Raw genomic sequence first — 24,245 nt, 5'->3', positions numbered from 1 at the left:
GAGTATAATCTGTCATTCCTACTTAGGAAAAGTATACTCGCTAGATAAAATATGCTGAAACTATTACAAAGCCTTTTTGCAGATGGCTTATTTATTCCACATGGACATTGTTACCTCTGGAAAACGGGCTTAGTGTGGTTACACATTATATCAGATTCTTTAATTGCCCTTGCTTATTTTTCTATTCCCATCGCCCTTGTTTACTTCGTCCGCAAGCGTGAAGATTTACCCTTTAAATCAATACTGTTATTATTTGGAGCTTTCATTATTTCCTGTGGTACAACCCACATAATGGAAATATGGACGCTTTGGCATCCTACTTATTGGCTATCTGGTTTCATCAAAGCTTTTACTGCTTTCATATCAGTTTATACGGCTCTGACTTTAGTGCCGATAATTCCCCAGGCACTAGCTTTGCCAAGTCCAGCACAACTGGAGATAGCTAATAGCCAACTGAAACTCACTCTCAAAGAACTTGCAGATACGCAAACTCAACTAATTCACACCGAAAAAATGTCTTCTTTGGGACAATTAGTTGCAGGACTTGCTCATGAAATTAACAACCCAATTAATTTCATTTATGGTAATGCTCTGATTGTTAAGGAATATATTACCGATTTGCTCAAATTGATTTCGCTTTATCAGGAGTGCTATCCACAACAAGTAACAGAAATTCAAGCTTTCAGTAATAAAATTGATGTCGATTTTATTAGAGAGGACTTACCGAGCATATTATCTTCTATAGTCACAGGAGCCAACCGCATCAGTAATTTAGTATTATCATTACGCAACTTCTCACGGCTTGATGAAGCCGAAATCAAGCAAGTCGATATTCACGAAGGTATTGATAGTACTCTCTCATTGTTGCAAAGTCGTTTGAAAGGTGAAGGAAATCATCCCGATATTCAAGTGATTAAAGAATACGGTAATTTGCCTAAAATATATTGTTATCCAGGACAAATAAATCAAGTGTTTATGAATATTTTATCTAATGCCATAGATACTTTGAAAGAGTCAGTGCATGGTTGTAATCTGTCAAGTACTAAGGTAAAAGAGACTGGAAATCAAAAACCGTTAAATAATAATCCTCAAATTCGCATTTACACTAAACTTTTAGACACCAATAAATTAATTATTCGGATTGCTGATAACGGCTGTGGGATGACAGAAGAAGTAAAGAAAAAAATATTTGACCCCTTCTTTACAACTAAAGATGTTGGCTCAGGTATAGGTTTAGGAATGGCGATTAGCTACCAAATTATAGATAAACATGGAGGCGAATTAAATTTTATATCGGATTTTTTGCAAGGTACAGAGTTTTTGATTCAACTGCCAATTAAAACGGATTATTAGAAGTAAAGAAGTGAATTCTTGAGGATTTATTCCTCCCGTAGCGATTACAATTTATTTATATCCCTATACGCTTGGTGAACGTTTTATATTTTTCTTCACCATTCCTAATTCCCTATGCCCCATAAAATCCTCACATCTTGTGACTGGCCAATTGAGCAATTACCTGGATTGAGCCAAGACGAACAATCCCAACTAAAAAATTGTGGGATTCAAACTACAGAAGTACTAGTTAAACAAGGGAGAACTCTAGAAGCAAGAGTCGCGTTATCTAATAAATTACAAATCCATCTTCAGTATGTAAATAAATGGTTGGCTTTAGCCGATTTGGCGCGGATTCCCAGCGTTGGCACACAATATTGTGGCTTATTATTACATGCGGGTATTGGTTCAGTAGCTCAGTTGGCGCAGACTCCCAATCACAGATTACACAAACAGATTATGCGTTTCCAGGTAGCAACCATGCAGCGGCGAGATTTATGTCCAGCAATTGAGCTAGTGCAACAATGGATTCAACAAGCAAGAACAATTATGAGTGCTGAGTAAAAAATACTATTCCCAATCCCCAATCCCCTATTCCTTAACTAAAACCCCATTGAGAAAAATCTCAGCGAGTCCTTCTGCCATTTGCTGCATTTCTTGGGGAGAAGCGTCGGGTTCCATGATGGTTTTGTCAGAAAAACCTGCAACTGCAAACATTCCTAAAAACACCTTGGCGACAAGTTTGGCATCCATTTGTCGATAAATACCTCTGTCCATTGCGGTTTGAAAGAAAGCTTCAGCGACATCAGTCATTTTAGTAATGACTTCTAATTGAATGCGATCGCGCAAGTCGGGGTGAAACTGCACTTCCATGAAACAAACGCGCATCATTTCGGCATTTTTTTGTAAATTCCACATCCGGCGACGCATAACCTGTGCTACAGCTTTATAGCTGCCCATCTCACTCAATTCTGTGAGCAAATCTGTGAGAATTTCCACCCATCCACTAGTGGCTACTTCCACCAAAATGGCCTTTTTATTGGGAAAATGACGAAACAGAGTACCCTCAGCGACACCTGCTGCTTGTGCTAAGTCGCGGGTAGTAGTGCCATCAAAACCCTGAGCAGCAAACAATCGCTGTGCTGCGCTGAGAATGCGGGTACGCGTTTGTGCTTCTGAAGGTGGGGGAGAATTAAAAACTCGCATAGTATTTATTGTGAGATCGTCGGAACACGACTTGTAGCAATATTGTCTAACGTGCAGTACAAAAAGCAGATAAAGCTTAATACAAGATTAACGCCTCAAGGCTATTAGCTTGTTTTTCAGGTTGTAGAACTTTACTTCAGTTGTTGCTTATGAATCAGACTAGCCGCTTTCGCATAATCTTAGCTCGTTCAAACCAAGTATCTGTCACAATACATCGGTTAGTTGTCACTTTGTGCGCTTTAATCATCCTGTGGTGGGGATTGCTACCAGAAGTTGCTCTAGCTCAAACTCAGACAGCACCTCCTCCTCAAAGAACGCAGCAACCTACAAAAACTAGTTCAATCCAACCCTACTTGGATCGGGTGATTAAGCAATTAACTGAGTTTCGCCTCGACAATGGTTTGAAGTTCATTGTTTTAGAACGACATCAAGCGCCTGTTGTTTCTTTTCTTACCTATGCTGATGTCGGTGGCGTGGATGAGCCGGATGGTAAAACTGGTGTGGCACACTTTTTGGAGCATTTAGCTTTTAAAGGCACAACGCGCATTGGTACAACAGATTACAAAGCCGAAAAACCTCTCCTAGAAAGTTTAGAGCGGTTGGATGCTCAAATTAAAATAGCAAAGGTTAATGGTTCAAAAGAAAAACTCACTCAGTTACAGCAAGAGTTTAAACAAGTAGAATCACAAGCAGTCAAGCTAGTCAAGCAAAACGAGCTGGGACAAATTGTGGAACAAGCCGGAGGTGTGGGGTTAAATGCTAATACATCTACTGAAGCCACACGTTACATGTATAGTTTTCCGGCTAATAAGTTGGAATTGTGGATGTCACTAGAATCAGATAGATTTCTCGATCCGGTGATTCGGCGTGAGTTTTATAAAGAGAAAGATGTGATTCTAGAAGAACGCCGGATGCGGGTGGAGAATTCGCCGATTGGCTTGATGATCGAAAAGTTTATCGATGCAGCTTACAAAGTCCATCCCTACAGACGTCCGGTGATTGGTTATGACGAAGATATCCGCAGCTTAACGCCAGACGATGTGCAGAAGTTTTTTGACACTCACTATGTACCCAGTAATTTAGCGATCGCTATTGTCGGTGATGTTAACCCAGCTGAGGTGAAAAAACTCGCCAAAACTTACTTTGGACGCTATCCAGCCAAACCGAAAGCCCAGGTAAAAATTACAGCCGAACCAAAGCAAACACAAACGCGATCAGTAACTTTACAGCTACCTTCCCAACCCTGGTATTTAGAAGGCTATCACCGTCCAGCAATCAACGATCCAGATAACGCTGTTTATGAAATTATTGGCAGTTTATTAAGTGATGGACGGACATCAAGGCTGTATAAATCTTTGGTAGAACAGCAGCGTTTAGCACTCAATGCTGAAGGTTTCAGCGGTTTCCCTGGAGATAAATACCCAAATCTGATGTTGTTTTATGCTCTCACATCTCCTAATCACACCGTTGATGAGTTAGCAGCGGCTTTGCGAACAGAAATTGACAAGCTTAAAACTGAACCTGTGACAGCAACTGAGTTACAGCGAGTGAAAACTCAAGCTAGGGCGGGTTTGTTACGCAGCCTTGATTCTAATATGGGGATGGCGCAGCAATTGTTGGAATATGAGGTGAAAACTGGCTCTTGGCGGAATTTGTTTCAGCAGTTAAACCAAATTGCAGCGGTAACGCCTACAGATATTCAGCGGGTAGCAAAGAGGACGTTTACGCCTGAGAATCGCACGATTGGTAAGCTGTTGTCGAAACAGGGGTAAGTAGATCGGCATAAATAATTATCGTTGGGATAAGGCAGGGGGCAGGGAGCAGGGGGAAAAAGGGTTTGAGCCTCGTTTATTTTTCTTCACACAGCTTGGTTTTATTGTGCCAACTTACTTAAACAACTCAAAATGACAAACCCTATTTTGGCAATAGTAGAGATATGCAGAGGTATACGGTGAAGGGGACAATTTCTAGTTTTAAGCTGAATATTCGCAAGAGCAAGAGTCTACTTTATGCTTTGGTTGGCGCTTTTGCCTTTTTACTTTTTACTTTTAACTTTTCTGGTGTAGCGACAGCAGCAGCGAAGCATTACACAGAGTTGCAGTTCACTCTTTTACCTGAGATTAAGTTACCCAAGTATGAGCGGTTTGTGCTGCAAAATGGCTTGGTTGTCTATTTGATGGAGGATCACGATCTACCATTGGTCAATGGTACGCTGCTGGTAAAAACTGGGAGCCGTTTAGAACCACCAGATCAGGTTGGGTTAGCTGGTTTTACGGGTGCGGTGATGCGAACTGGTGGAACTAAGCAGCATTCACCCGATCAGCTCAATGAGTTATTAGAACAACGGGCGGCTGCAGTGGAAACTAGTATTAGTGAAGCTGCGGGTACTGGCAGTTTTGAAGCACTCAGCGAAGATTTAGAAACGGTGTTTGGGCTGTTTGCTGAGGTGTTGAGAGAGCCTGTGTTTGCTCAAGAGAAGCTGGATTTAGCTAAGACACAGGCTAAAGGTGGAATTGCTCGACGTAACGATAGTCCAGATGGTATCGCTTCTAGAGAATTTCGCAAGTTAATTTATGGCAATGACAGTCCCTATGCTCGGACTACAGAATATGCCACGCTGGATCGGATTAATCGGGCAGATTTGCTCAAGTTTTATGGGCAATATTTTTATCCCAATAATCTCATTTTAGGGATTGTTGGGGATTTTGAGCCGAAAAAAATGCGATCGCTCATCCAGGCTAAGTTGGGTGACTGGAAGAGTAGCCCTAAAATTACTAAATCTCCGTTACCAGCGGTATCGCCAGCTAAGGCGGGTGGGGTATTTTTTGTCAATCAGCCACAGCTAACTCAAAGTAGCGTGCTGATTGGGCATTTAGGTGGCAAGTTCGACAATCCCGATTATGCAGCATTGGATGTGTTGAATGGGGTATTCAATGGTTTTGGCGGACGCTTATTTAATGAAGTGCGATCGCGTCAAGGTTTAGCTTACTCTGTATATGGCTACTGGAGTCCCCGCTTCGATTATCCTGGCCTGTTCATTGCTGGGGGACAAACCCGCTCTGATGCGACTGTGCAATTTGTCAAAGCCTTGCAGACAGAAATTAAGCGTATCCAAGCTCAACCCGTAACAGCCAAAGAACTAGCATTAGCCAAAGAGTCTACCCTCAACTCGTTTGTATTCAACTTTCAAGATCCTAGCCAAACCTTATCGCGGTTGATGCGCTACGAATATTACGGCTATCCGGCTGATTTCTTGTTTCGTTATCAAAAAGCCGTAGCCGCAACCACAGCCGCTGATGTGCAACGGGTAGCAAAGCAATACCTCAAACCAGAAAATCTTGTAACTCTGGTAGTGGGGAATCAAACCACCATTCAACCACCATTGACACAGCTAGCAACACAGATAACGCCGATAGATGTGACAATTCCATCTCCGCCACCACAAGCCAAGAATTAACAGCAGTAGGGGCGGGAAAACCCCGCCCTTAATTGTATTTAACCGAAGTGAGAAACACTATATACTTAGAGGCTGTTTGAAAAGTTAGGAAAGGTATAATTTGTCATTCTGAGAGAAACGAAGTGGAACGTAGACACGAAGTGGCTTCCCGTTCGCGGTAGAGTCTCCGCAGGAGAAGGGTAGAATCAAGGATTTTAGGTAAATACTGAGATGTTGAATGCAGCGTAGTGGAATGAAACATGACATCGAGAGATACTTTTCAAACATCTTCTTATACCAATTCACGAAAACACTAATACAGACGGATTTCTCGTAGGGGCACGGCAATGCCGTGCCCTTACCAACGCATCTGTATCATTATTAAAGTGAAATGGTATTAGAGACATGATGTATCGCGTTTCTAATCATATATATCGGTCAAAAAAATAAGGAACTTCCATTATTATGAAATCGTCTCTTTTCTAGACAAAACTCCTTTAATTATGTCTTAAAAATCAGTATAAAAATATTGAATTTTACAAATTGCATTGCACAATAAAAGAGATGGATGCTGGATTTGCAGCTTAATGCTATCCAAGACCATTTTAACTAGTTTCGCTGTATTTTAGGAGGTGAATAAGATGTCTGTAATCACAATCTCTGACCTAGACTCTATTAGAGAAGAACAACTTCTCACTGAGCTAAACATCTGGGAGATGAGTAATATAGAAGGTGGTAGAAGAAGAAGACGACGAGGAAGCACAAGCGAAGTCAATACTAGCGGTATACTTTCCAAAGACCAAATAAATCAGACTGTCAATCAGTGGTTGGATAACGTAGATATTCAAATAGCAGATCTGCGAGAACAGCTTAGTGGTTGACAATACCTTTAGAGAATGAAAATTTCATATTTATTATAGTCGTGCGTTCTTAGCAAAATTAATCTGAGAACGCACGATTTTTATATACACCAAATCGCTTGTATTTATTATTGTGAGCAAGGATAAATCGTAGGAGCGAGGTTTCCTCGCTCTTCAAAATAATCTATGTGTCGCAAACATTATTTGAATTAATATAGCTATAGTCGATTAAAGATAATTACTAATATAAGCTCGAGATGCCATCATGTAAATAAAATAATGCTAATACCAATTCTGTATGAAGATGCACATAATAATACCCCCCTGTAGTCCCCCCTTGGCAAGGGGGGACGGCGATAGCCGGGGGGTGAATTATATGCAGCTTCACAAAAAAATGGTATAAGTATAGAAATTAATTGGAAGTATAAATCTGCTACTAAATACAAGCATTCAAAAAAGACACAAGGCATTTATTTATGTCTTTTCAATCATGTTTCTAGCCTTGATTTTTTCAAATTAAATGAATAAAAATTGAATCAGCAGTTAAGCAATACACAGCTTAATTGCTGACAAACTTAACTGAACCGCAACAATTATTTTAGGAGAAAAGTATGGCGACTATCGCTCTTTCCGAACTATACACAACTGGTTCTGAACTGTTCCAAGACTCCGAAAGCTTCCTCAACGACCTGAACAATATGGATTCTATCTCCGTTTATGGTGGTGGTAGTGGTGGTGATGTTTCCAGCGCTGCTGAAGGTGTAGAACCCTTATTAGAGTACGGAATTAAAGGACAAGAGTTTGGACTATTAGCCTTTGGTGCAAATCTTACTGCCCACATCGTCAAATCTTTCAGCGAAAATGGCACTTTCTACTAATAAGTAGTTGGCTGCTAATTTACTTTGTTGAAATGATGAAATTAGCGATTAAGCAATATACAGCTTGATCGCTGATAAATCCCACTGAACTACAACAAGTATTCTAGGAGAAAATCATGGCGACTATTGCTCTTTCCGAACTGCACACAACTGGTTCTGAACTGTTCCAAGACTCCGAAAGCTTCCTCAACGACCTGAACAATATGGATTCTATCTCCGTTTATGGTGGTGGTAGTGGTGGTGATGTTTCCGATACTGCTGATGGCGTAACTCCAATATTAGAGTATGGAATTAAAGGACAAGAGTTTGGGCTATTAGCCTTTGGTGCAAATCTCACTGCCCACATCGTCAAATCTTTCAGCGAAGGTGGCAGTTTCTACTAATAGATAGTTGGCTGCTAATCTACTTTGCTCATTTGATGAACTTAGCGATTAAGCTGTATATTACTTAATCGCTGATAAATCCCACTGAACTACAACAATTTTTCTAGGAGAAAATCATGGCAACTATCGCTCTTTCCGAACTACACACAACTGGTTCTGAACTGTTCCAAGATTCCGAAAGCTTCCTTAATGACCTGAACAACACAGATTCTATCTCTGTTTATGGTGGTAATAGTGATGTTTCCGATACTGCTGATGGCGTAACGCCAATATTAGAGTACGGAATTAAAGGACAAGAGTTTGGGCTATTAGCCTTTGGTGCAAATCTCACCGCCCACATCGTCAAATCTTTCAGTGAAGGTGGCAGTTTCTACTAATAAGTAGTTGGCTGCTAATCTACTTTGCTTTGTTGAAATGATTAACTTAGCGATTAAGTTATATATGACTTAATCGCTGAGAAATCCCACTGGACTACAACAATTATTTTAGGAGAAAATCATGGCGATTATTGCTCTTTCCGAGCTGCACACAACTGGTTCTGAACTGTTCCAAGACTCCGAAAGCTTCCTCAATGACCTGAACAACACAGATTCTATCTCTGTTTATGGTGGTACTAGTGATGTTTCCGATACTGCTGATGGCGTAACTCCAATATTAGAGTACGGAATTAAAGGACAAGAGTTTGGACTATTAGCCTTTGGTGCAAATCTTACTGCCCACATCCTCAAGTCTTTCAGCGAAGGTGGCACTTTCTACTAATTTGTAGTTTGTTGTTTATCTATATTCGCCGGCGGGAAATTTTGAATTAGCGATTAAGCAGTATACCGCTTAATCGCTAAAAAATACGACTAAAATCCAACAATTATTCTAGAAGTAAATTATGACTATAATCGCTCTTTCCGAACTACATGCAATCGTTTTTGAACTATTCCACGATTCAGAAAGCTTCTTCAATTTAATATTTCAAAAATCAAATACTAGTTCTATAGATTATTTTGAAAAATTAAATAAATGGAAAATATTACCATTTCCGACCTGCAAACCGCTGATTCAAAAGACTTCCTCCTCGACCTGAATAATTTGGATTCCATGTTTGTCTATGGTGGGGAAAATTATGGATTTATGCCGATTCTTAACTATGGCTTGAAGTCTTTAGAATTTGGATTAATAGCATATGCTATCTACAGCATTACTTTATTGGTAAGTTCTTTCAATAATCAACAATATATCTCTGGACAGAGTAACTCTCTTTATCAAACATTTACCTTTTATTAAATAGAGAAGTTGTCATTTGTAAGTGATAATGGTTTCAGAGATATTTACGTTCCGAAACTTATACATGTTTATTCTTACCGAATTACCTGACCAATTAATCAAGTTTTGTCGTTAAGTTTGAGAATTATCTATCTAATACTATGTCACCATTTTTATTGAGTTCTCAAAATGTGTTTAGCTATCTGATCTCCCAAGGAATATGTACACAAAATGACCAGTCTTTGAGCAAAATCGAGTTGAAATATGCCAAAAACTTTAACTTATTAATCAGCTTGCCAGAAGAGCGGAAAATTTTAATTAAGCAAGAGCCTCATAATTCAAAAGGGAAAACTGCTGGCGAGTTTTTGTTAGAATGGCGCGTTCATGAGTTTTTACGGAAGTTCTCAGAAGTGAGCCAAATTCGCCCATATTTTTCGGAGGCGATATATTTTGATGTAGAAAATTCCATCATGATTTTTAATTATTTAACTAACTATCAGGATTTGATGGATTTTTACATCAAAAAGAATTTCAATTTCTTTCCCATTGAGATTGCAACAGTAGTCGGAACTATTTTGGCATCAGTTCATCGCATATCTATCGGCCGTCCAGACTATCGGGAGTTATTCCGAAATAGCCAGGATTTAGAAACTCCTAATCTGACGCGTGGAATGGATCGGATTACCCCAGCAGTTTTTGGTAAGTTACCTGGCGATGGACTGAAATTTATTGCTCTTTATCAACGTTACGATAGCTTAGGACAAGCGATCGCTGATTTAACCAGTGCTTTCACCTCCTGTTGTTTAACTCATAATGACCTCAAGCTAAATAATATTCTCCTCTCTCTCAATTGGGAAGAAGCAGTTGCTAATGAATCGTTCTCATCGGAGAGTATCATTCGCTTGATTGACTGGGAACGCGGTACTTGGGGAGATCCAGCTAATGATTTAGGAACGCTGATCGCCAGTTATCTGCAAATCTGGCTGAACAGCATGATTACTAGTAAAGCGATCGCCATTCAAGAGTCTTTACGCCTAGCCACAACCCCTCTAGAGTTACTTCAGCCTTCAATTAGAGAGCTGGTGACTGCTTATCTCACTCATTTCCCCGAAATACTAGAACATCGCCCTGATTTTTTACGGCGAGTTGTCCAATTTTGCGGTTTAGCTTTGATTAAAGCTATTCAAGCCCAACTCCAACATGAAAAAACCTTTGGTAATCGAGGTATCTGTATGCTTCAAGTTGCCAAGAGTTTATTGTGTCGTCCAGAAGCATCCATGACAACGATTTTTGGTGTGGAGGCATCAGACTTGTATCCCACTAACTTATCTCCCGTTTAAGGAGAATGAGGGAGATGAGGGCGATAAGGGAGACAAGAGGGAAAAATAATAACCCATGCCCAATGCCCCATTCCCCATTCCCAATTCCCCTACCATAGGTAAGTCTTTATGCAACTATTAAGTTCGCTGACAACTCAACTTCCCGATATTCCCGAGTCTTTGCAGACATCAATACAAGACATCATACATAGGGTTGAAATTCAATCCCAGTATTGTATTCGCCATCCAGATTACAAGCCCTTGGAATTGCCAGAATCAGTAATTTCTCGTTTTCAGCGATTAACACCAGATTTTCAGCATAAGTTTTTGAGTCAACAACTGCGTAGTTTTCTCTACGGTATCTATTACAACGGTTCTTTGAGACGTGTCCTAGCAGCTGATGCAGAAGTAACAAATTTGGCTGTCAACCAAAATCTAGAAAATAATACATTTTTTGGGGTGGATGCAGCTTTTTACGATCGCTTACATGAAAGCAATTGCTCAAAAGGCTACTTAAGCTTTAATTGGCAGGTTGTCAGAGAAGAAATCGATGGTGCTATAGCAGTGCATAGGGATGGTTTGACGCTGCATATTGAACGCGAAATGTTACAAAAAACTGTCAGCGTTGGTGACTTGGTGGCGATCGCCATGCCTAAGAATCTGGTGCAAAATGGGTTTTATATGGCAATTGCTGACGCAGCTATGCCCCGAAATTATCAAACTTTGGTGCGTGTCTATTTCAACTTAACACCAGATGGTGCGATCGCCGTCATGGATACTTTAACTACCCAACTCAACACTATACCTGTTGCTTTCTCATTTAAAGCATTGTATAACCCTTCCGATTATGACCGCTACGACTCAGCAGTGCTTTATTTTGACAAAAAAGACTATGCAGCCGTTCATCCAGTCTTAGAGAGCCTATACACCGAGCATCAAGCCCATTTCCAAGAGCAAGTACCTTTGTTCACAAAGTTCATAGCACCAGGGTTAGCGATCGCTGAAGAACCAGAGCAAAAATTTAACGATCAAGAAAGTTTTGGTACACACCGTTGTCAAATTATCGCTAATGGTTTGCTCGACGCATGGCAGCAAGGAAACAACACACCAAATGGCCGCATAGCATCAATTTTACAACATTTTTCATTACAAGCAATTGAATTGCAACGTCCTTATCTGAACGCCAACTCTGAGGATATTTACACTCCTTTGAATTTGTGAATAGGAAAAATAACCAATGACAAATAAGTAAGTAAGCACAATAAAACCAAACTATGTGAAGAACAATAAACAAGTCTAAAACCCTCTTCTATCCTGTCTTCTGTCTCCTCCCTCCTACTTGATACCAATGATAATTATTTACGCTAACCTACTTACCAATAAAGGCATTAAATCCTATGAGTCAAGAAAATTCCGAGTCTAATCAACAGTCAGATAAAATAATTCAAATTGAACAAGTCGAACAAATTATCAAAGCTGTTCTCGCAGGGAAATATTCCTGGGCTTGTGTTTTATTCCTCCATTTTGTTGGCTACAATCCCCTTAAATACATCCCTTATCGTACATATATTCGCTTACTCAAAAATAATTGCTTATTAGGAAAGATGCATAGCAATAAAATTGAGAAGAATAATGTAGAACTGGTTGACATTAAATCGAACTGGATTCATTTAAGTAGTAGTGGACATGGTTCTAATTAATCAATCACAAAAACAGCAGGAAAAATCACTTTTGATACAAGTTCCTTCTGCAAATGATATCGAAATCCTTGCATATCTGCGGCGCTCTGCAAAATTTGCTGAAATTGCAGCTTTAGCTGAACGAGATGTATTGATTTTAACTATGTGTGAGCAATTGGGAATCACCGCATCCGATGAAGAATGGCAAGCAACAGGAGATGCTTTTCGTCGGGAACACCAGTTATTTGGAACTATGGAAACTCTAGCTTGGTTAGAAAAGCAGCGGATTCGAGCCGAAGAATGGTCGCAAGGAATGAGAGTCGCTCTATTAGAAAGAAAGCTGAAAGAATATCTATTTGGTTTATCTGTAGACCGTGCTTATATGATCAATCGTGACAATTACAGAAGAGTGGCGTTGTCACAGATTGTGGTAGTTGACCTATCCACCGCTCAGAAAATTGTGCAGATATTGCAACAAGGAAGTGCCACCTTTTGTGCTTTAGCATTGGCACATTCCAATAGTAAGCTCTCTTCAGAAAATGGTGGCTTTCAGGGAATTCGCTATTTGGTTGAACTCTACCCAGAAATTGCCGCACATGTCACTAATTCCCAAGAAGGAGAAGTTATTGGACCAATTCAAACAAACCTAGGTTATCACATCCTGAGAATAGAAAAGTGGTTTCCTTCAGAATTTAATAAATCAACAAGAGAGACAATTATGGACATGCTATTTCAAATGTGGTTAAAAAATTTGCATCATGATTTTGGTATTGAGATATAAGAATTTTATTTAATTACTCAATATCTTTATTGTTTCTATGAAATGCCTACAACCTTTTAGGATGCAGGCATTTCTGTTAGTTAATTAAATTGTTAGGTGGGCAGGAAATATTTTCTCCCCAGACCCCCGAATTATTTAAGAAGTCGGGGGTCTAAATACAGCTTATTTCAAATTATTTACGCCTACCTGTTTAGGAACTTATTTCAACTGAACTTAATACATCATGAGATGATTGAGAATTAGGCTCTTTATGAAACTGTGCCGTAATTTCTATATCTACAAGTTGTTGCTTTAACCAATACGTAAAAAAATCTCCCATAATTTTTAGACGTAATTGCTCATCTAATTGTGGTTTAATAATTTCCTCAACTGCAATTATATGTACTCCTTGTGGTGTAGTTATAGGTTTGAGAATCTGTGGAGGTGTAGCAGCAAATACTACTGCTGCAATCTCTGGTCGAAAATCAGTCCGGCTTCTAATTCCCTGATAGCCTCCAGCGCGGCGAATTTCTATATTTTGAATGTATTGACGAGCAATTTCTTGGAAACTAATTTCGCCTTCTTGTAGAGCATAAAATAGTTCCAGTGCTAAATCCTCATCATCTAGGATCACTTCGTAAGTAACCGCTCCCATATAATCTAGTTGGTGAGCATAGAAAAATGGTTCAACTTTTTCTGCAAATAAATGACTTGCCAATTTGGCTGAAAGTAAATTACTATGAGCTATTTCTTCAAAGTCATCTAGGGTGAGATAATGTTTTTCTAGCCAAGCCCAAGTATCTTCTGCTTTGATGAGCTTATGAATTAAGCGGAGACTATCGGCCGCTTGTTGTAATTCTTCAGTTTCAACTTTAATACCTGCTTCTTGGGCTGTATCAGTAATAACTTTTCTATTAGCGATCGCCTCCAATATACTAGGAATTTGACCAGATAGCTTGATATGATAAAGAATGTCTTCAAGAGAGACAGGTAAAACTTTTGACATAATCCAAATCCTCAGATGATCAACTCAGTTAGAATCATTGATTTTTAGATTTTCAGAAAAAATTAGTTGCACCTACTTCATATTTATCAGATGCAATTTATATCGTCTCTATCCAATGGTAGTTTTAATAATTTAGGGAATAGGCAATAGGCAAGAAGGGCGGCAGATGTGTACTGAGTGTTTGCAAAAATCAAATATGAGTCCTATAAATGGAGTAGATTATGTAAGTCTGAAAACCATACATAAAGACCTTTTCACTCCTGAATCCCCTACTTCTGACTTCTGAATTCCGCTGTATCTAAAACTCTAGACCACTTTTTTGCAATTTTTTAAACGGATCTAAGATAAAGTCAATCACTCGACGCTGACGGATAATTATTTCTGCTGTTGCTGTTTGACCGGGTGTTAAGGGAATGCGATTGTTGCCAGCTTGCATATAAGCCTGATCTAGGGAGATTTCCAATTCAAAGGTTTCTAATGTGGTTTGATTGGATGCCTGAATTTTTGAGTCAGGTGAAATCCAGGTGATTCGCCCTGAAATTACTCCATATTCTTGGAAGGGATAGGCATCAAACTTAATTTTCACTCTTCTTCCTAGCTGCAAAAAACCACTTTGTTGACTAGGTATCTGCGCTTTGAGAATCAAGGCAGAACTCTTGGGTGCAATTTGGGCGATGGTTTGTCCGAGTTGGACTACAGATCCTGGCTTTTTGATCGGTAATTCAAAGATTGTGCCATCGATAGGCGATCGCACTACTCGTTGATGCAACTGAATCTTTAAGGATGTGATTTGGCTGCCAGTTTGGGCAATTTCCGATTGCAAAGCGGTGATTTGCGTTTGCAGGTCTTTGAATTGTTCCTCACTTTTCAGCACCGCTAGTCTACCTGCTTGCACTACACTTTGATAGCTGCTTTGCTGTTCTTGTAAGCGGAGTTTTGCTTGCCGAATATCAGCCTGGGCTTGACTCAGCACCGCTTGATAGCGACTTGATTCTTCTTGAAAGCGCAGATGAGCCTGTTTGATAGCTGATTTCGCTTGCTCTTGCAAACGTTGGCTTTCTTCTGCTGTTTTTTCCAATTCCACAATTTTGATTTGGGGAATTGCACCTACTTGCCAAAGTTGGCGATAGCGTTTGACTTCTGTGAAATCTCTGCTCAACCGACTTTTAGCCAACTTGTGGTCAATCGCACTAGAATTTATCGCCTGCTTCGCCTGCTCAACTAGAGCTAGTTTTTCCAATTTTTGTAAGTTATACGAACTTTGTTTAGCATCCAGATCCTGCTGTACCTGATTCACTTGGGCAATTTTTTCTAATTCTTGCGATTGATTTTGTTGTGCTTGGATGTTAATTGCCAGCATCAGCTGGTTTTTGAGTAATTCTAGTTGTCCGCGCCGATTTACTAAACCTTCCAGCTTGGTTTGTGTTTGTTGCAAATCCGTTCGTAGTACATCAGATTCCATTTCGACCAAAACTTGACCGGCTTTGACTGTGGAGCCTTCTTGGACGTTGACAGCTATAACGCCACCACTGACTGCACTATCTAATTTTTGTGTCGCTCCTTTTGGTTCTATCCGCCCTCTGGCGCTTCCTGTCTCATCGACTTTGGTTAACATCGACCAAGGTAAGATGATGAAGGCAAAGCTCACTAGCAAATAGAGCATTGAACGTGTCCAAGCCTTCGGTAAAGCATCTAGCAGTTCCTCTGTGCCATAATACCAATCATTGGACTCAGTTGTGACAGTGGTAGAGTCCTCAATCAAAGGCAAATTACCTGACTCTGGTTTGGCTAGCACGGATGATGAATTGTGAGATAGGTTTGGCATAGTTATTAGGGCATGGGGCATTGGGCATTGGGCACTTGTACTGAGCGCAGTCGTACCACTTCGTGGAAGCAAGCTACGCGTAGCGTCTCGCAGAGAAGTATTGGGCATGGAGGATGGGAGACAAGGAAGAAATAACTCTTGACTCCTGACTCCTGACCCTTGACAATTCCCTAAACTGCTTGAGCTAGTTGCTGCTGGTTTAGATAAAAGTAATGACCTTTTCTGGTGATTAATTCATCGTGAGTGCCGCTTTCGACTAATAAGCCGCGATCTAAAACCAAAATCAGGTCAGCGTTTCGCACAGTGGAAAGGCGATGAGCAATGATTAGACTGGTGCGTCCTTGGAGAATTTTTTTGAGGTTGTTCTGAATAATCCGCTCAGATTCCGGATCGAGGTGGCTGGTTGCTTCGTCAAATACTAATAAGCGGGGATTTCCGAGCAAAGCACGGGCGATCGCTAGACGTTGGCGTTGTCCGCCTGATAACATGCCGCCACCTTCACCAATTTGGGTTTCATAGCCCATTGGCAGTTGCTTAATAAACTCGTCTGCACCTGCTAAACGCGCTGCCTCAATAATCTCTTCTAAGCTGGCATCTGGGTGAGCAATGCAGATGTTTTCACGGATTGTGCCGCCAAACAAAAAGGTATCTTGATCGACGACACCAATTTGAGAACGGAGCGATCGCAGGGAAATACTAGTCACGTCCTGAGAATCAATCAAAACTTTGCCATCAGTCGGCGGATATAAGCCCAAAATCAGCTTGGAGAGGGTTGTTTTACCAGAACCACTACGCCCAACAACTGCTACTGTTTGCTCAGGTTTGATTTCAAAACTGAGATTTTCTAGTACGTTAATATCACTTTCTGAGTGATAACGAAAAGTGACATTATTAAAGCAGATTTGACCGTGTAGCGTCGGCAAAAACTGGCGGGGATGATATTGTAAATCTTCTTCTGGTTCGGCTTCTAAAACATCATTAATCCGCTCGGTGGAAATAATTACTTCCTGTAATTGATTCCACAAAACTATCAGCCGTTGAAAAGGGCGAATAATGTTGCCTAACAACATATTAAAAGCAACTAATTGCCCAATGGTGAGTTGGTTTTGAATTACCAACCATGCCCCAAACCATAGTAATCCGGTAGTTACTAAAGATTCGATAGTAGAACTGAAAACTTGTAGTTGGTTGCTAATGACTTGACCACTAAAAGTTTTTTTCGTCAAAGTATTCAGCAGTTCTTCCCAATGCCAACGCACTGTTTGTTCAATCGCCATTGAGCGAATCGAGCGAATCCCTGTCAAACTCTGAATCAAATAACTATTTTCGTTAGCTAAGGCATTAAAAACCTCACGACTGATGCGGCGCAAAAATGGTGTGGCAATCAAAGCTAACAGCATAAATGGCGGTACGATCGCTAAACTCAGCAACGCCATTGCGGAACTGTACCAAAACATCAACCCCACATAAATAAACACTGTCAGTAAATCTAAAATGATCGACAGTGCTTCCCCTGTGAGAAATCGCTGGATTTTTTGATTTTCTTGGACGCGGGAAACAATATCACCAACGTAACGGGACTCAAAAAATGATAAGGGTAAGCGAAATGTATGTTTGATAAAACCTACCAGCAGCGCTACACCGATGCGATTTGCTGTGTGATCGAGTAGATATTGCCGCAATCCGTTGATGACAACGCGGAACAAACCAAACATGATTAACCCTAAACCAACGGTGTTTAAAGTTAGGGTACTTCCCTGAACAATCACTCGGTCTAACAATAACTGAGTAAATAAGGGTGTAATCAGTCCAAACACCTGAATTAACACGGAAGCGATAAACACTTCCAGCAGCACCCGCGAGTGTGGTTTGACTAATTCAAAAAACTGCCAGAATGGTGTACTTGTTACCTGGGTTTCTTTGAGATGGGCTGTAGGTTGCAATAACAATGCATAACCCGTCCAACCCTCTTTAAACTCAGCAGTAGTGAGGCTACGTTGACCGATCGCCGGATCACCAACAATCACCCGCTTTTTGCTGATTTCATAAACAACGATGTAGTGTTTGCCTTCCCAATGAGCGATCGCTGGTAAGGGTTGTTGTGACAATTTATCTAGGCTAGCTTTCACCGGACGGGTAGCAAATCCAATAGCTTCCGCAGCTGCTGTTAAACCCCGCAATGAAGCCCCACTACGGCCAACGTTGGCTAGCTCCCGCAGCCGATTGACACTCAAGCGCTTGCCCCAATAGCGACTAATCATCACCAGACAAGCCGCTCCACAGTCAGAGGCACTTTGTTGTTCATAAAATGGATACCGCCTAGTCAAACGTCCCCACCAACGCCCGACGGTGACGCTAGGGCTGGGAAAATAAGCACGTCGAATTTTTCCCTGGGGTGGGGCTACCGACTCTGGCTGCGGTGACACAACAAGGTTAGGAACGGGGGATAGATTTTCTTCCCGCCCCACTCTGGCTTGGCGTTCCTGAAAGTTGATCAACCCTGCTAATTGCGGCCAGTATTGTAATGCTGTCTGCCAATCTGCATTCTTCAGACTATAAACAATAGTTGGTTGTGTCACCTGCCAACTCCCTGGCTTCATCGCTGCATAGACATTGCCAGGTGTCAATACTTGTCCATCAGAATGTAGCAGTTCCCCTCGCCGCAATAGCCAAAGCTTAATATCTTTGCATAGTCTGGTATTTAAGGGGCCAATCTCCACAGTGTCCCGCTTAAAGAGGGATAAGGCTTTGATTATCTGCTCCACTGATTCATCGTGCGGTAGTAGGGAATGCTGACAACAAAGCAGCAGCAAATCCCAAACTTCTGCACGCTCTTTCAGGCGTGAGCGGATACTCATAGAGTTGCTCATCACTTCTTGTAAAGCTTCCTGGTTGAGATAGCAAAGCTTTAAATTCACAGAAGCTCTAGCAACGTAAGGAATAAATTCTGTTTCTGGAAACAGTGTGAGTTCGCCAAATGATGCACCAGCAGCCAGAGTAGTGATTAAGTTATGAAAACTATCCAGCAATCTGACTTTACCCGCCAAAATCATATAAATTCCGGACGGCGACTCTGCAGCTTGCCAAAACTGCTTGGCTACTGGTGGTTCGAGAATTTCCGCTGCTTTGAGACACTTGTCAAGTTCTCTATCTGACAGCGACTCACCCAAGGTTTGGGTGAGTTGTTGAGCTAACTGTTGCTCGGAAAAGGCTAATGGCATTTCTGACCTCCAAAACTAAGCTGCTCATGCTTTAATTTGCATCCAAATCCATAGCTAAATAGTGATTTGTCGTTTGTCTTTCACCCTGCCCCCTCCCCCCTGCCCTAAACATTAGTTATTGGTCTGCATCAGATTAAATGACCAATTAAAACTCGGTTCGGAGTTAGATTTTAGGTCGCAGATGGTAATGGCTGTATCCTTAGTATTCTCAGTTTCTGGTTGACAGGAACTTTTGCGTTTAGTGGAAAGTCCCATTTGTTTAAGCAAGCGATTAATATGGCGATCGCTAATTTCAATGCCAAATTCACTTGCTAAATGTTTACTTAACCATTGCGCTGTCCAGTAACCAAATGCGTATCCATAATCACGGGGACTATGGCTTACTAATTCTTTCAACCGTTCTATATATTGATGATTAACAATCTTCGGTCTACCTATTGGTCGCTCGTTCCATTTATGGGCTAAACCTGCTTCTGCTATCCCAATCCAGTACCGCGCCATTTCTTGAGAACAACCTAAGATTTCACAGATTTGGGTCTGAGATTTACCCACATCAGCCAGTAACATAATTTCAATCCGTCGCCGATATTCTGGTTGCAAATTAGCTTGGAGGTTTTTTAACAAAGCTTTTCGTTGAAAATTTGTTAAAAACTTACTCTCTTGTAGGTCATAGCTGTCAAAAGCCTGGTCTTGATTAGAAGAATAGTTTGACATGATTTTTACTAGTTGCTGTCAACCGCACAATGTAGACAAATGTTGCAATTACATCTGTTATAAAACTTTGATAACTAAAGTTGAACAGATGCAAAATTTATGAGCCCATCCAACAAAATTTTCGCAAAAGATGGCGCTTCTAAAATCAGGTAGTAAATACTTCGCAAGTAGTAATAGATAAACCTGAGAAATATAGGTAGCGAGCCTAACTGTTGTTTTCTCTGATAAACAGCAGTATTTGGTAAAACACTTAAAATCTGTGAGGATTTTTAATAGTTAACCTCAAGAAATTAACGGGCTTTCTTGAAGCTTGGTAAACACCGAATATCGGTTTAAACTCATTCTCACGCGGTGAGTGGTAAGGAGGTACGAGCATCATCCGAACGAGTTCCCCGTATTGAGAGAAGTATCGCCTACCAAAACAAATGTTCGCGTTTCAGGCAAAGGTAGGCACTGTCCACCTTACAAAAAATGCGTTATCGCACCTGGTGCAATTTATCGATTTAAGCCAGTTACTCGGCTTGATGGTAATCAGAAACTTGGTTGGAGTCTTCTTGCTACAGCAATTTTGAGGATGTTATTAATCTCTGTAACATAGGTTTATCGGTAAACCTCTAAATATTGAAATTGGTATGTTGTGATAAACAAAAAGAGGTTGAAACCTTTTTACAGGTTGGAACTTAGAAGTAGCTAAGACCAGGTATAAATATAAATCTACTTCAAATCGCCTAACATTAGCAATCTTTTCATCAGCAGATTTTTTTAAATCTGAAATTATCTAGAAGATAAGTTCAACGGAAAAGAGACAGTCCCTCACTCTACGTTTTCAGCCACTGTTATTTATCTAAGAATTCTCCTACATCTAGTCAAGGTTTTTGACAAAAAAAATAAAATCTTTGCCAAATCTTTATGTTTGCTTTACAAATAAAATATAATCTCTTTTTACATAAAATTGGGTATATTGATTAATTTCCTTATTATAAGTAGACGCGCGTGAATAAAAATCATCCCCAGATCCCCGACTTATCAAAGAAGTCGGGGATCTATCAGCCAACCGTTTCATATTTAATTAGGTTGACTTACTTACTAAGCATCTGCTGATTCAATCCCTTATCAAGCTAAATCTAGAAATATTAGAATATATTACTAGTGAAAGTTATTTATTAAAGATGATAATTTTCATAAATAGATAACAATTAGATATCTATCCCAAGTAGGATAAAAATATATTGATTAATATCTATTATCTTTATAGTTTCAGTATCTATCTTGAGAATGACAATAATAACAGCTTGCACAAAAGATTGCAAAAATTTTTACACGTATACACCTGTATAATAAACCTCTAATAAAAATCAATAAATATCCTGAGGAAATTGGTAGTTTGAACATAAACAACGATAAGCATATCTAAAATTGACTGGGTAAAGCTAAATGCAGCATATAATTTATCTCACTTACTAGCCAATTTTTGAACATATTATCGATAATTTCCTGATGCCTTTCAGATGTTAATACTGCAGGTAGCAAATCTTCAACTATAAAAAGATGATAGCCTTGTTCGGTTTTTATAGGGCCTATCAACTGTTTAGGCGGGACACTAAATATTACAGTAGCAATATTGGGCTGAAGAGCAAAACGATAAACTGTTCCTTCATAACCACACTTATGTCTGCGATGAGTATCAATGTCATAACGGTGAGCAGCATCATAGAAACTGATTTCCCCTTCTTCAATTTGATAATAAAGTTCTTGCGCTAGCATTTCAGACTCAACCACGATTTGGTAGAGGATAACTTGCTCAAACGCTAGGCGATTCTGGAGAAAAAACTTTTCTACTTCTTCAGCAAACAAAGCCTCAGCTAATTTTTGTGATAATAAGCGATCGCAAATACCTTCCTCCCAGTCATAGGGAGAAATCAGTTGATCTGCTAACCATGCAAGTGTATCTGCAGCTTTCTCTAAATGCTGTTCACGACGCTGGCGGTTCGCCTCCGCTTCAATTTCTTCTGTAGTCACAGTAATCCCTCTTTCTTGGGCTACTTGTCGAATTACTCTTTTAAATAAAATATTTTGGTATACTTCCTTCAAATTCATTTCACTTTTGAGGAAGTTGACAATTTCCTCTGGTTCAATAAATATTCTTGAAAGGTAATTCATAGGTATTTATATTTTTAAATTAACTTGTAACCAAGGAAAATGTGTTTAGATATTATGATGTCCTGGAAATTAATATAAATAGAAATAAATCGACGCAACTATATTTTTTATAGTTTCTATCCAATTTCTATCTCAAAAAAAATGAATATAAATTGTAGAAATTACGGAAAGTCGGCTTAATACATAGAAATTTTACCATGTAATAAAAAATTAATTCTTTATGTAGAACTCACTGAGTTGTCATCCCTAGTGCAGTTTCTAAATTTATTTTTTTACGATGTTGATTGAGAGAGAAGGAGGTGTGGGGGTGTGGGAAATGTGGGGAGAATAAAGAATTAGTCAGCTTTTTGTCTCCCCCCTCTCCCCTAACCAGAAATTTTGGCATTACTGAATCGGTCTTAAGGGTACGGAGAACTTAAATATTAGTCACTACACACCTATGGGAAAACAATATTTATGCAAGAAGTTTAATATACAATCATACTTAACTGAACCGTACTGTCTTATCGGTATCTAGATTTTTTAATACATAAAAAAAAACTGGACGCTATTTAGGTTTTTTAGCTTCCAGTCTTGGCTATATAAATTGCTAATTTACAAAGCAGAATGCTGTTTGGGAGGACTAGGATTACACCAACTCAAAATTAATAAATTCAGATTTCATAAGAGTTTCCAGGTTGAAATCTGTCGAATTTTTTCAAATTGGTATTAGGATCTTTGAAACAGAAGTGTAAGGGTAAGAAGTTACATCAGCTATAGACTTGATTTAACCGTCACTTGTTCAGTTTCCTCTCCTGATAATAGTGCTAAATATATGCTTTTTGGGCTAATACCAATTCTGGATGGAGATACGCTGAATTCGACCCCCCTGTAGTCCCCCCGATGCCTTGGGGGGACGCCGGAGGCGGGGGGTAAAATACATTGCAGCTTCACAAAGAAACGGTATAAAGCATAACTATAGTCAAGGAAGTTTTATCAGCGTTATACTACCCACCATTTATAGACAACGCTTCCAAGTTTAGATTGAGTAAACCACCAAGTCCTCTTTCTTTAACTCAGACTTCCTGGGAAAAAGAACCACCATTAGCAACAGTTAAACTATTAGTCTTAGCGTAGAATTTATCCAATCTATAAACTGACTACTAAAATAATCAGTTTGATGTATTTCATGCTCAGAACTAATCATTGATTTTATTTGAGAACATGAAATTATCTTCTTGGTCACCTCTATTGAAGTTCCTACATATAATTTATAAAATTTTATCGATAAATATTTGCCATTTTGGCACATTTAATTGATCAATTCTCCAGATAATTTGATTTAAGAACTCCGAATCCAGAAGACTTTGATGCCCAAATGTGATGATTTGGAGAACATCTCATACCAATTTGATTATTGAAAAAACCTAAGTATTTGTAGGGAGCCAGTGCGGTCTTCTCCCAAAGGGAGAGGCTAACGCCTGCCGTAGGATGCCCGTACCCCTACGGGGAAGCAAGCTACCGCGGAGCGTCTCCTTGAGGAGAAGGGCTGTAGGGGTATCCCCAAATGGAGCAACTGGCGTTGAGCATTGCCCATCACCACTCTCAACGTGGGTTTCCTCAAGCACGAGGGTGATTCCCCTACGTATAGTTCAAAAATCAAATACTAGTCCTATGGCTTCTGGATTCTTAGCTTATTCCTACTTTACAAATTGATTAATTGAACTCACAGAATTTCAAGGGAGACTCTTGAGTGCTTTCTGGTTCTAATTCAGACTTAATTGATTGATATTCTTGAACCTGTTTGGTTAGCCACTGCTCTAGACCCCCTCCACGGATTTCTGCCTTTTGCTTTCTCACTACATCAAGATAAGCTAAGTCCTTAATTTTCCCTAAGCTACTTGGTGCAAGATTGGTATCATTCCGTTTGTCAGCAGATTGTTTGGCAATTTGTATAGTCACATTATTTTGCTGTTGCTTAGACCTAGTATCGTGGGTGTTTTCTTTGAGTAATCGATTGTAAGTGCGGTAGGGAATGTAATGTAAGGGATTGTAGCCAGAAAACCGCAGCATTAACACACACGCCCAGGAATACTTTCCGGAAAGAATCGCTTCAACTACTTGGTCAAACTGTTCAGGATGAATTGTTTTATTTAATTTGCTACTAATGCCAGCAATATCTTGATTCATAGTGTTGATTGTCTTAGATGAAGTAAACCAGTTTAGGTTCTTC

The 24,245-nt window shown here is 39.9% G+C and carries 21 protein-coding genes; 14 read left to right on the top strand and 7 right to left on the bottom strand.

Annotated elements, in window-relative coordinates; translation table 11 throughout:
• The first annotated feature begins 51 nt into the window (after positions 1-51).
• Both CAL7507_RS07945 and CAL7507_RS07940 read left to right on the top strand, forming a co-directional pair.
• Complete coding sequence (locus CAL7507_RS07945) at positions 52-1,353, top strand: sensor histidine kinase (protein WP_015127944.1); 1,302 nt, start codon at positions 52-54, stop codon at positions 1,351-1,353.
• 114 nt (positions 1,354-1,467) lie between these two features.
• The gene (locus CAL7507_RS07940) at positions 1,468-1,896 is read left to right on the top strand and encodes a DUF4332 domain-containing protein (protein ID WP_015127943.1); all 429 of its coding nucleotides are present in this window, start codon (positions 1,468-1,470) and stop codon (positions 1,894-1,896) included.
• 27 nt (positions 1,897-1,923) lie between these two features.
• Here CAL7507_RS07940 and CAL7507_RS07935 read toward each other — a convergent pair whose 3' ends face one another.
• Positions 1,924-2,538 carry a TetR/AcrR family transcriptional regulator gene (locus tag CAL7507_RS07935; RefSeq protein WP_015127942.1) on the bottom strand — a complete coding sequence of 205 codons (615 nt, stop codon included), beginning with the start codon at positions 2,536-2,538 and terminating at the stop codon, positions 1,924-1,926.
• 149 nt (positions 2,539-2,687) lie between these two features.
• Here CAL7507_RS07935 and CAL7507_RS07930 point away from each other — a divergent pair, with 149 nt between their 5' ends.
• The 12 genes from CAL7507_RS07930 to CAL7507_RS07875 all read left to right on the top strand — a co-directional run bounded on the left by CAL7507_RS07930 (position 2,688) and on the right by CAL7507_RS07875 (position 13,128).
• A complete protein-coding gene (locus CAL7507_RS07930) occupies positions 2,688-4,310 on the top strand; it encodes a pitrilysin family protein (protein WP_015127941.1) in 1,623 nt (540 codons plus the stop codon).
• Positions 4,311-4,474: 164 nt separating this feature from the next.
• The gene (locus CAL7507_RS07925; RefSeq protein ID WP_015127940.1) at positions 4,475-5,995 is read left to right on the top strand and encodes a pitrilysin family protein; all 1,521 of its coding nucleotides are present in this window, start codon (positions 4,475-4,477) and stop codon (positions 5,993-5,995) included.
• Positions 5,996-6,615: 620 nt separating this feature from the next.
• Positions 6,616-6,855: a hypothetical protein gene (locus tag CAL7507_RS07920; protein ID WP_015127939.1), complete on the top strand. Its 240-nt coding sequence runs from the start codon at positions 6,616-6,618 to the stop codon at positions 6,853-6,855.
• A 590-nt stretch (positions 6,856-7,445) separates the two neighbouring features.
• Positions 7,446-7,712 (top strand): hypothetical protein, encoded by a 267-nt coding sequence (locus CAL7507_RS07915; protein WP_015127938.1) that lies wholly within the window; start codon positions 7,446-7,448, stop codon positions 7,710-7,712.
• A 116-nt stretch (positions 7,713-7,828) separates the two neighbouring features.
• The gene (locus CAL7507_RS07910) at positions 7,829-8,095 is read left to right on the top strand and encodes a hypothetical protein (RefSeq protein WP_015127937.1); all 267 of its coding nucleotides are present in this window, start codon (positions 7,829-7,831) and stop codon (positions 8,093-8,095) included.
• Between the two features lie 116 nt (positions 8,096-8,211).
• Positions 8,212-8,472, top strand: coding sequence for a hypothetical protein (locus CAL7507_RS07905; RefSeq protein ID WP_015127936.1), 261 nt, complete (start codon positions 8,212-8,214; stop codon positions 8,470-8,472).
• A 121-nt stretch (positions 8,473-8,593) separates the two neighbouring features.
• Entirely contained in the window at positions 8,594-8,854 is a 261-nt protein-coding gene (locus tag CAL7507_RS07900) for a hypothetical protein (protein ID WP_015127935.1), read from the top strand.
• A 252-nt stretch (positions 8,855-9,106) separates the two neighbouring features.
• Positions 9,107-9,370, top strand: a complete 264-nt coding sequence (locus tag CAL7507_RS07895; RefSeq protein WP_015127934.1) for a hypothetical protein — start codon at positions 9,107-9,109, stop codon at positions 9,368-9,370.
• Positions 9,371-9,510: 140 nt separating this feature from the next.
• Positions 9,511-10,689: a phosphotransferase family protein gene (locus tag CAL7507_RS07890; protein WP_015127933.1), complete on the top strand. Its 1,179-nt coding sequence runs from the start codon at positions 9,511-9,513 to the stop codon at positions 10,687-10,689.
• A gap of 108 nt (positions 10,690-10,797) precedes the next feature.
• The gene (locus CAL7507_RS07885; RefSeq protein ID WP_015127932.1) at positions 10,798-11,889 is read left to right on the top strand and encodes a T3SS effector HopA1 family protein; all 1,092 of its coding nucleotides are present in this window, start codon (positions 10,798-10,800) and stop codon (positions 11,887-11,889) included.
• Between the two features lie 176 nt (positions 11,890-12,065).
• Positions 12,066-12,368 (top strand): HetP family heterocyst commitment protein, encoded by a 303-nt coding sequence (locus CAL7507_RS07880; RefSeq protein ID WP_015127931.1) that lies wholly within the window; start codon positions 12,066-12,068, stop codon positions 12,366-12,368.
• Positions 12,355-13,128, top strand: a complete 774-nt coding sequence (locus CAL7507_RS07875; RefSeq protein WP_015127930.1) for a peptidylprolyl isomerase — start codon at positions 12,355-12,357, stop codon at positions 13,126-13,128. Before CAL7507_RS07880 ends, CAL7507_RS07875 begins: the two co-directional genes overlap by 14 nt.
• A gap of 190 nt (positions 13,129-13,318) precedes the next feature.
• Here the strand turns inward: CAL7507_RS07875 and CAL7507_RS07870 are convergent, their stop codons facing one another.
• From CAL7507_RS07870 to CAL7507_RS07845, 6 genes are all read right to left on the bottom strand, one after another.
• A complete protein-coding gene (locus tag CAL7507_RS07870; RefSeq protein ID WP_015127929.1) occupies positions 13,319-14,113 on the bottom strand; it encodes a peptidylprolyl isomerase in 795 nt (264 codons plus the stop codon).
• Positions 14,114-14,411: 298 nt separating this feature from the next.
• The gene (locus tag CAL7507_RS07865; protein WP_042341970.1) at positions 14,412-15,938 is read right to left on the bottom strand and encodes an HlyD family efflux transporter periplasmic adaptor subunit; all 1,527 of its coding nucleotides are present in this window, start codon (positions 15,936-15,938) and stop codon (positions 14,412-14,414) included.
• Between the two features lie 170 nt (positions 15,939-16,108).
• Positions 16,109-19,159 carry an ABC transporter transmembrane domain-containing protein gene (locus CAL7507_RS07860; protein ID WP_015127927.1) on the bottom strand — a complete coding sequence of 1,017 codons (3,051 nt, stop codon included), beginning with the start codon at positions 19,157-19,159 and terminating at the stop codon, positions 16,109-16,111.
• Between the two features lie 111 nt (positions 19,160-19,270).
• Positions 19,271-19,873 carry a helix-turn-helix domain-containing protein gene (locus CAL7507_RS07855; protein ID WP_015127926.1) on the bottom strand — a complete coding sequence of 201 codons (603 nt, stop codon included), beginning with the start codon at positions 19,871-19,873 and terminating at the stop codon, positions 19,271-19,273.
• A 1,410-nt stretch (positions 19,874-21,283) separates the two neighbouring features.
• Complete coding sequence (locus tag CAL7507_RS07850) at positions 21,284-22,033, bottom strand: peptidylprolyl isomerase (RefSeq protein ID WP_015127925.1); 750 nt, start codon at positions 22,031-22,033, stop codon at positions 21,284-21,286.
• 1,695 nt (positions 22,034-23,728) lie between these two features.
• Complete coding sequence (locus tag CAL7507_RS07845; RefSeq protein WP_015127924.1) at positions 23,729-24,202, bottom strand: HetP family heterocyst commitment protein; 474 nt, start codon at positions 24,200-24,202, stop codon at positions 23,729-23,731.
• Positions 24,203-24,245 lie beyond the last annotated feature (43 nt).

The sequence above is a fragment of the Calothrix sp. PCC 7507 genome (assembly GCF_000316575.1).
GTDB lineage: Bacteria > Cyanobacteriota > Cyanobacteriia > Cyanobacteriales > Nostocaceae > Fortiea.
Note: the sequence above shows the minus strand (reverse complement) of the source record. Positions and strands in the feature narration are given on the sequence as shown.

Bases quoted from the DNA above. Each gene is read 5' to 3' on its own strand.
- CAL7507_RS07945 (WP_015127944.1), top strand. From the start codon at position 52: ATGCTGAAACTATTACAAAGCCTTTTTGCAGATGGCTTATTTATTCCA.
- CAL7507_RS07940 (WP_015127943.1), top strand. From the start codon at position 1,468: ATGCCCCATAAAATCCTCACATCTTGTGACTGGCCAATTGAGCAATTA.
- CAL7507_RS07935 (WP_015127942.1), bottom strand. From the start codon at position 2,538: ATGCGAGTTTTTAATTCTCCCCCACCTTCAGAAGCACAAACGCGTACC.
- CAL7507_RS07930 (WP_015127941.1), top strand. From the start codon at position 2,688: ATGAATCAGACTAGCCGCTTTCGCATAATCTTAGCTCGTTCAAACCAA.
- CAL7507_RS07925 (WP_015127940.1), top strand. From the start codon at position 4,475: ATGCAGAGGTATACGGTGAAGGGGACAATTTCTAGTTTTAAGCTGAAT.
- CAL7507_RS07920 (WP_015127939.1), top strand. From the start codon at position 6,616: ATGTCTGTAATCACAATCTCTGACCTAGACTCTATTAGAGAAGAACAA.
- CAL7507_RS07915 (WP_015127938.1), top strand. From the start codon at position 7,446: ATGGCGACTATCGCTCTTTCCGAACTATACACAACTGGTTCTGAACTG.
- CAL7507_RS07910 (WP_015127937.1), top strand. From the start codon at position 7,829: ATGGCGACTATTGCTCTTTCCGAACTGCACACAACTGGTTCTGAACTG.
- CAL7507_RS07905 (WP_015127936.1), top strand. From the start codon at position 8,212: ATGGCAACTATCGCTCTTTCCGAACTACACACAACTGGTTCTGAACTG.
- CAL7507_RS07900 (WP_015127935.1), top strand. From the start codon at position 8,594: ATGGCGATTATTGCTCTTTCCGAGCTGCACACAACTGGTTCTGAACTG.
- CAL7507_RS07895 (WP_015127934.1), top strand. From the start codon at position 9,107: ATGGAAAATATTACCATTTCCGACCTGCAAACCGCTGATTCAAAAGAC.
- CAL7507_RS07890 (WP_015127933.1), top strand. From the start codon at position 9,511: ATGTCACCATTTTTATTGAGTTCTCAAAATGTGTTTAGCTATCTGATC.
- CAL7507_RS07885 (WP_015127932.1), top strand. From the start codon at position 10,798: ATGCAACTATTAAGTTCGCTGACAACTCAACTTCCCGATATTCCCGAG.
- CAL7507_RS07880 (WP_015127931.1), top strand. From the start codon at position 12,066: ATGAGTCAAGAAAATTCCGAGTCTAATCAACAGTCAGATAAAATAATT.
- CAL7507_RS07875 (WP_015127930.1), top strand. From the start codon at position 12,355: ATGGTTCTAATTAATCAATCACAAAAACAGCAGGAAAAATCACTTTTG.
- CAL7507_RS07870 (WP_015127929.1), bottom strand. From the start codon at position 14,113: ATGTCAAAAGTTTTACCTGTCTCTCTTGAAGACATTCTTTATCATATC.
- CAL7507_RS07865 (WP_042341970.1), bottom strand. From the start codon at position 15,938: ATGCCAAACCTATCTCACAATTCATCATCCGTGCTAGCCAAACCAGAG.
- CAL7507_RS07860 (WP_015127927.1), bottom strand. From the start codon at position 19,159: ATGCCATTAGCCTTTTCCGAGCAACAGTTAGCTCAACAACTCACCCAA.
- CAL7507_RS07855 (WP_015127926.1), bottom strand. From the start codon at position 19,873: ATGTCAAACTATTCTTCTAATCAAGACCAGGCTTTTGACAGCTATGAC.
- CAL7507_RS07850 (WP_015127925.1), bottom strand. From the start codon at position 22,033: ATGAATTACCTTTCAAGAATATTTATTGAACCAGAGGAAATTGTCAAC.
- CAL7507_RS07845 (WP_015127924.1), bottom strand. From the start codon at position 24,202: ATGAATCAAGATATTGCTGGCATTAGTAGCAAATTAAATAAAACAATT.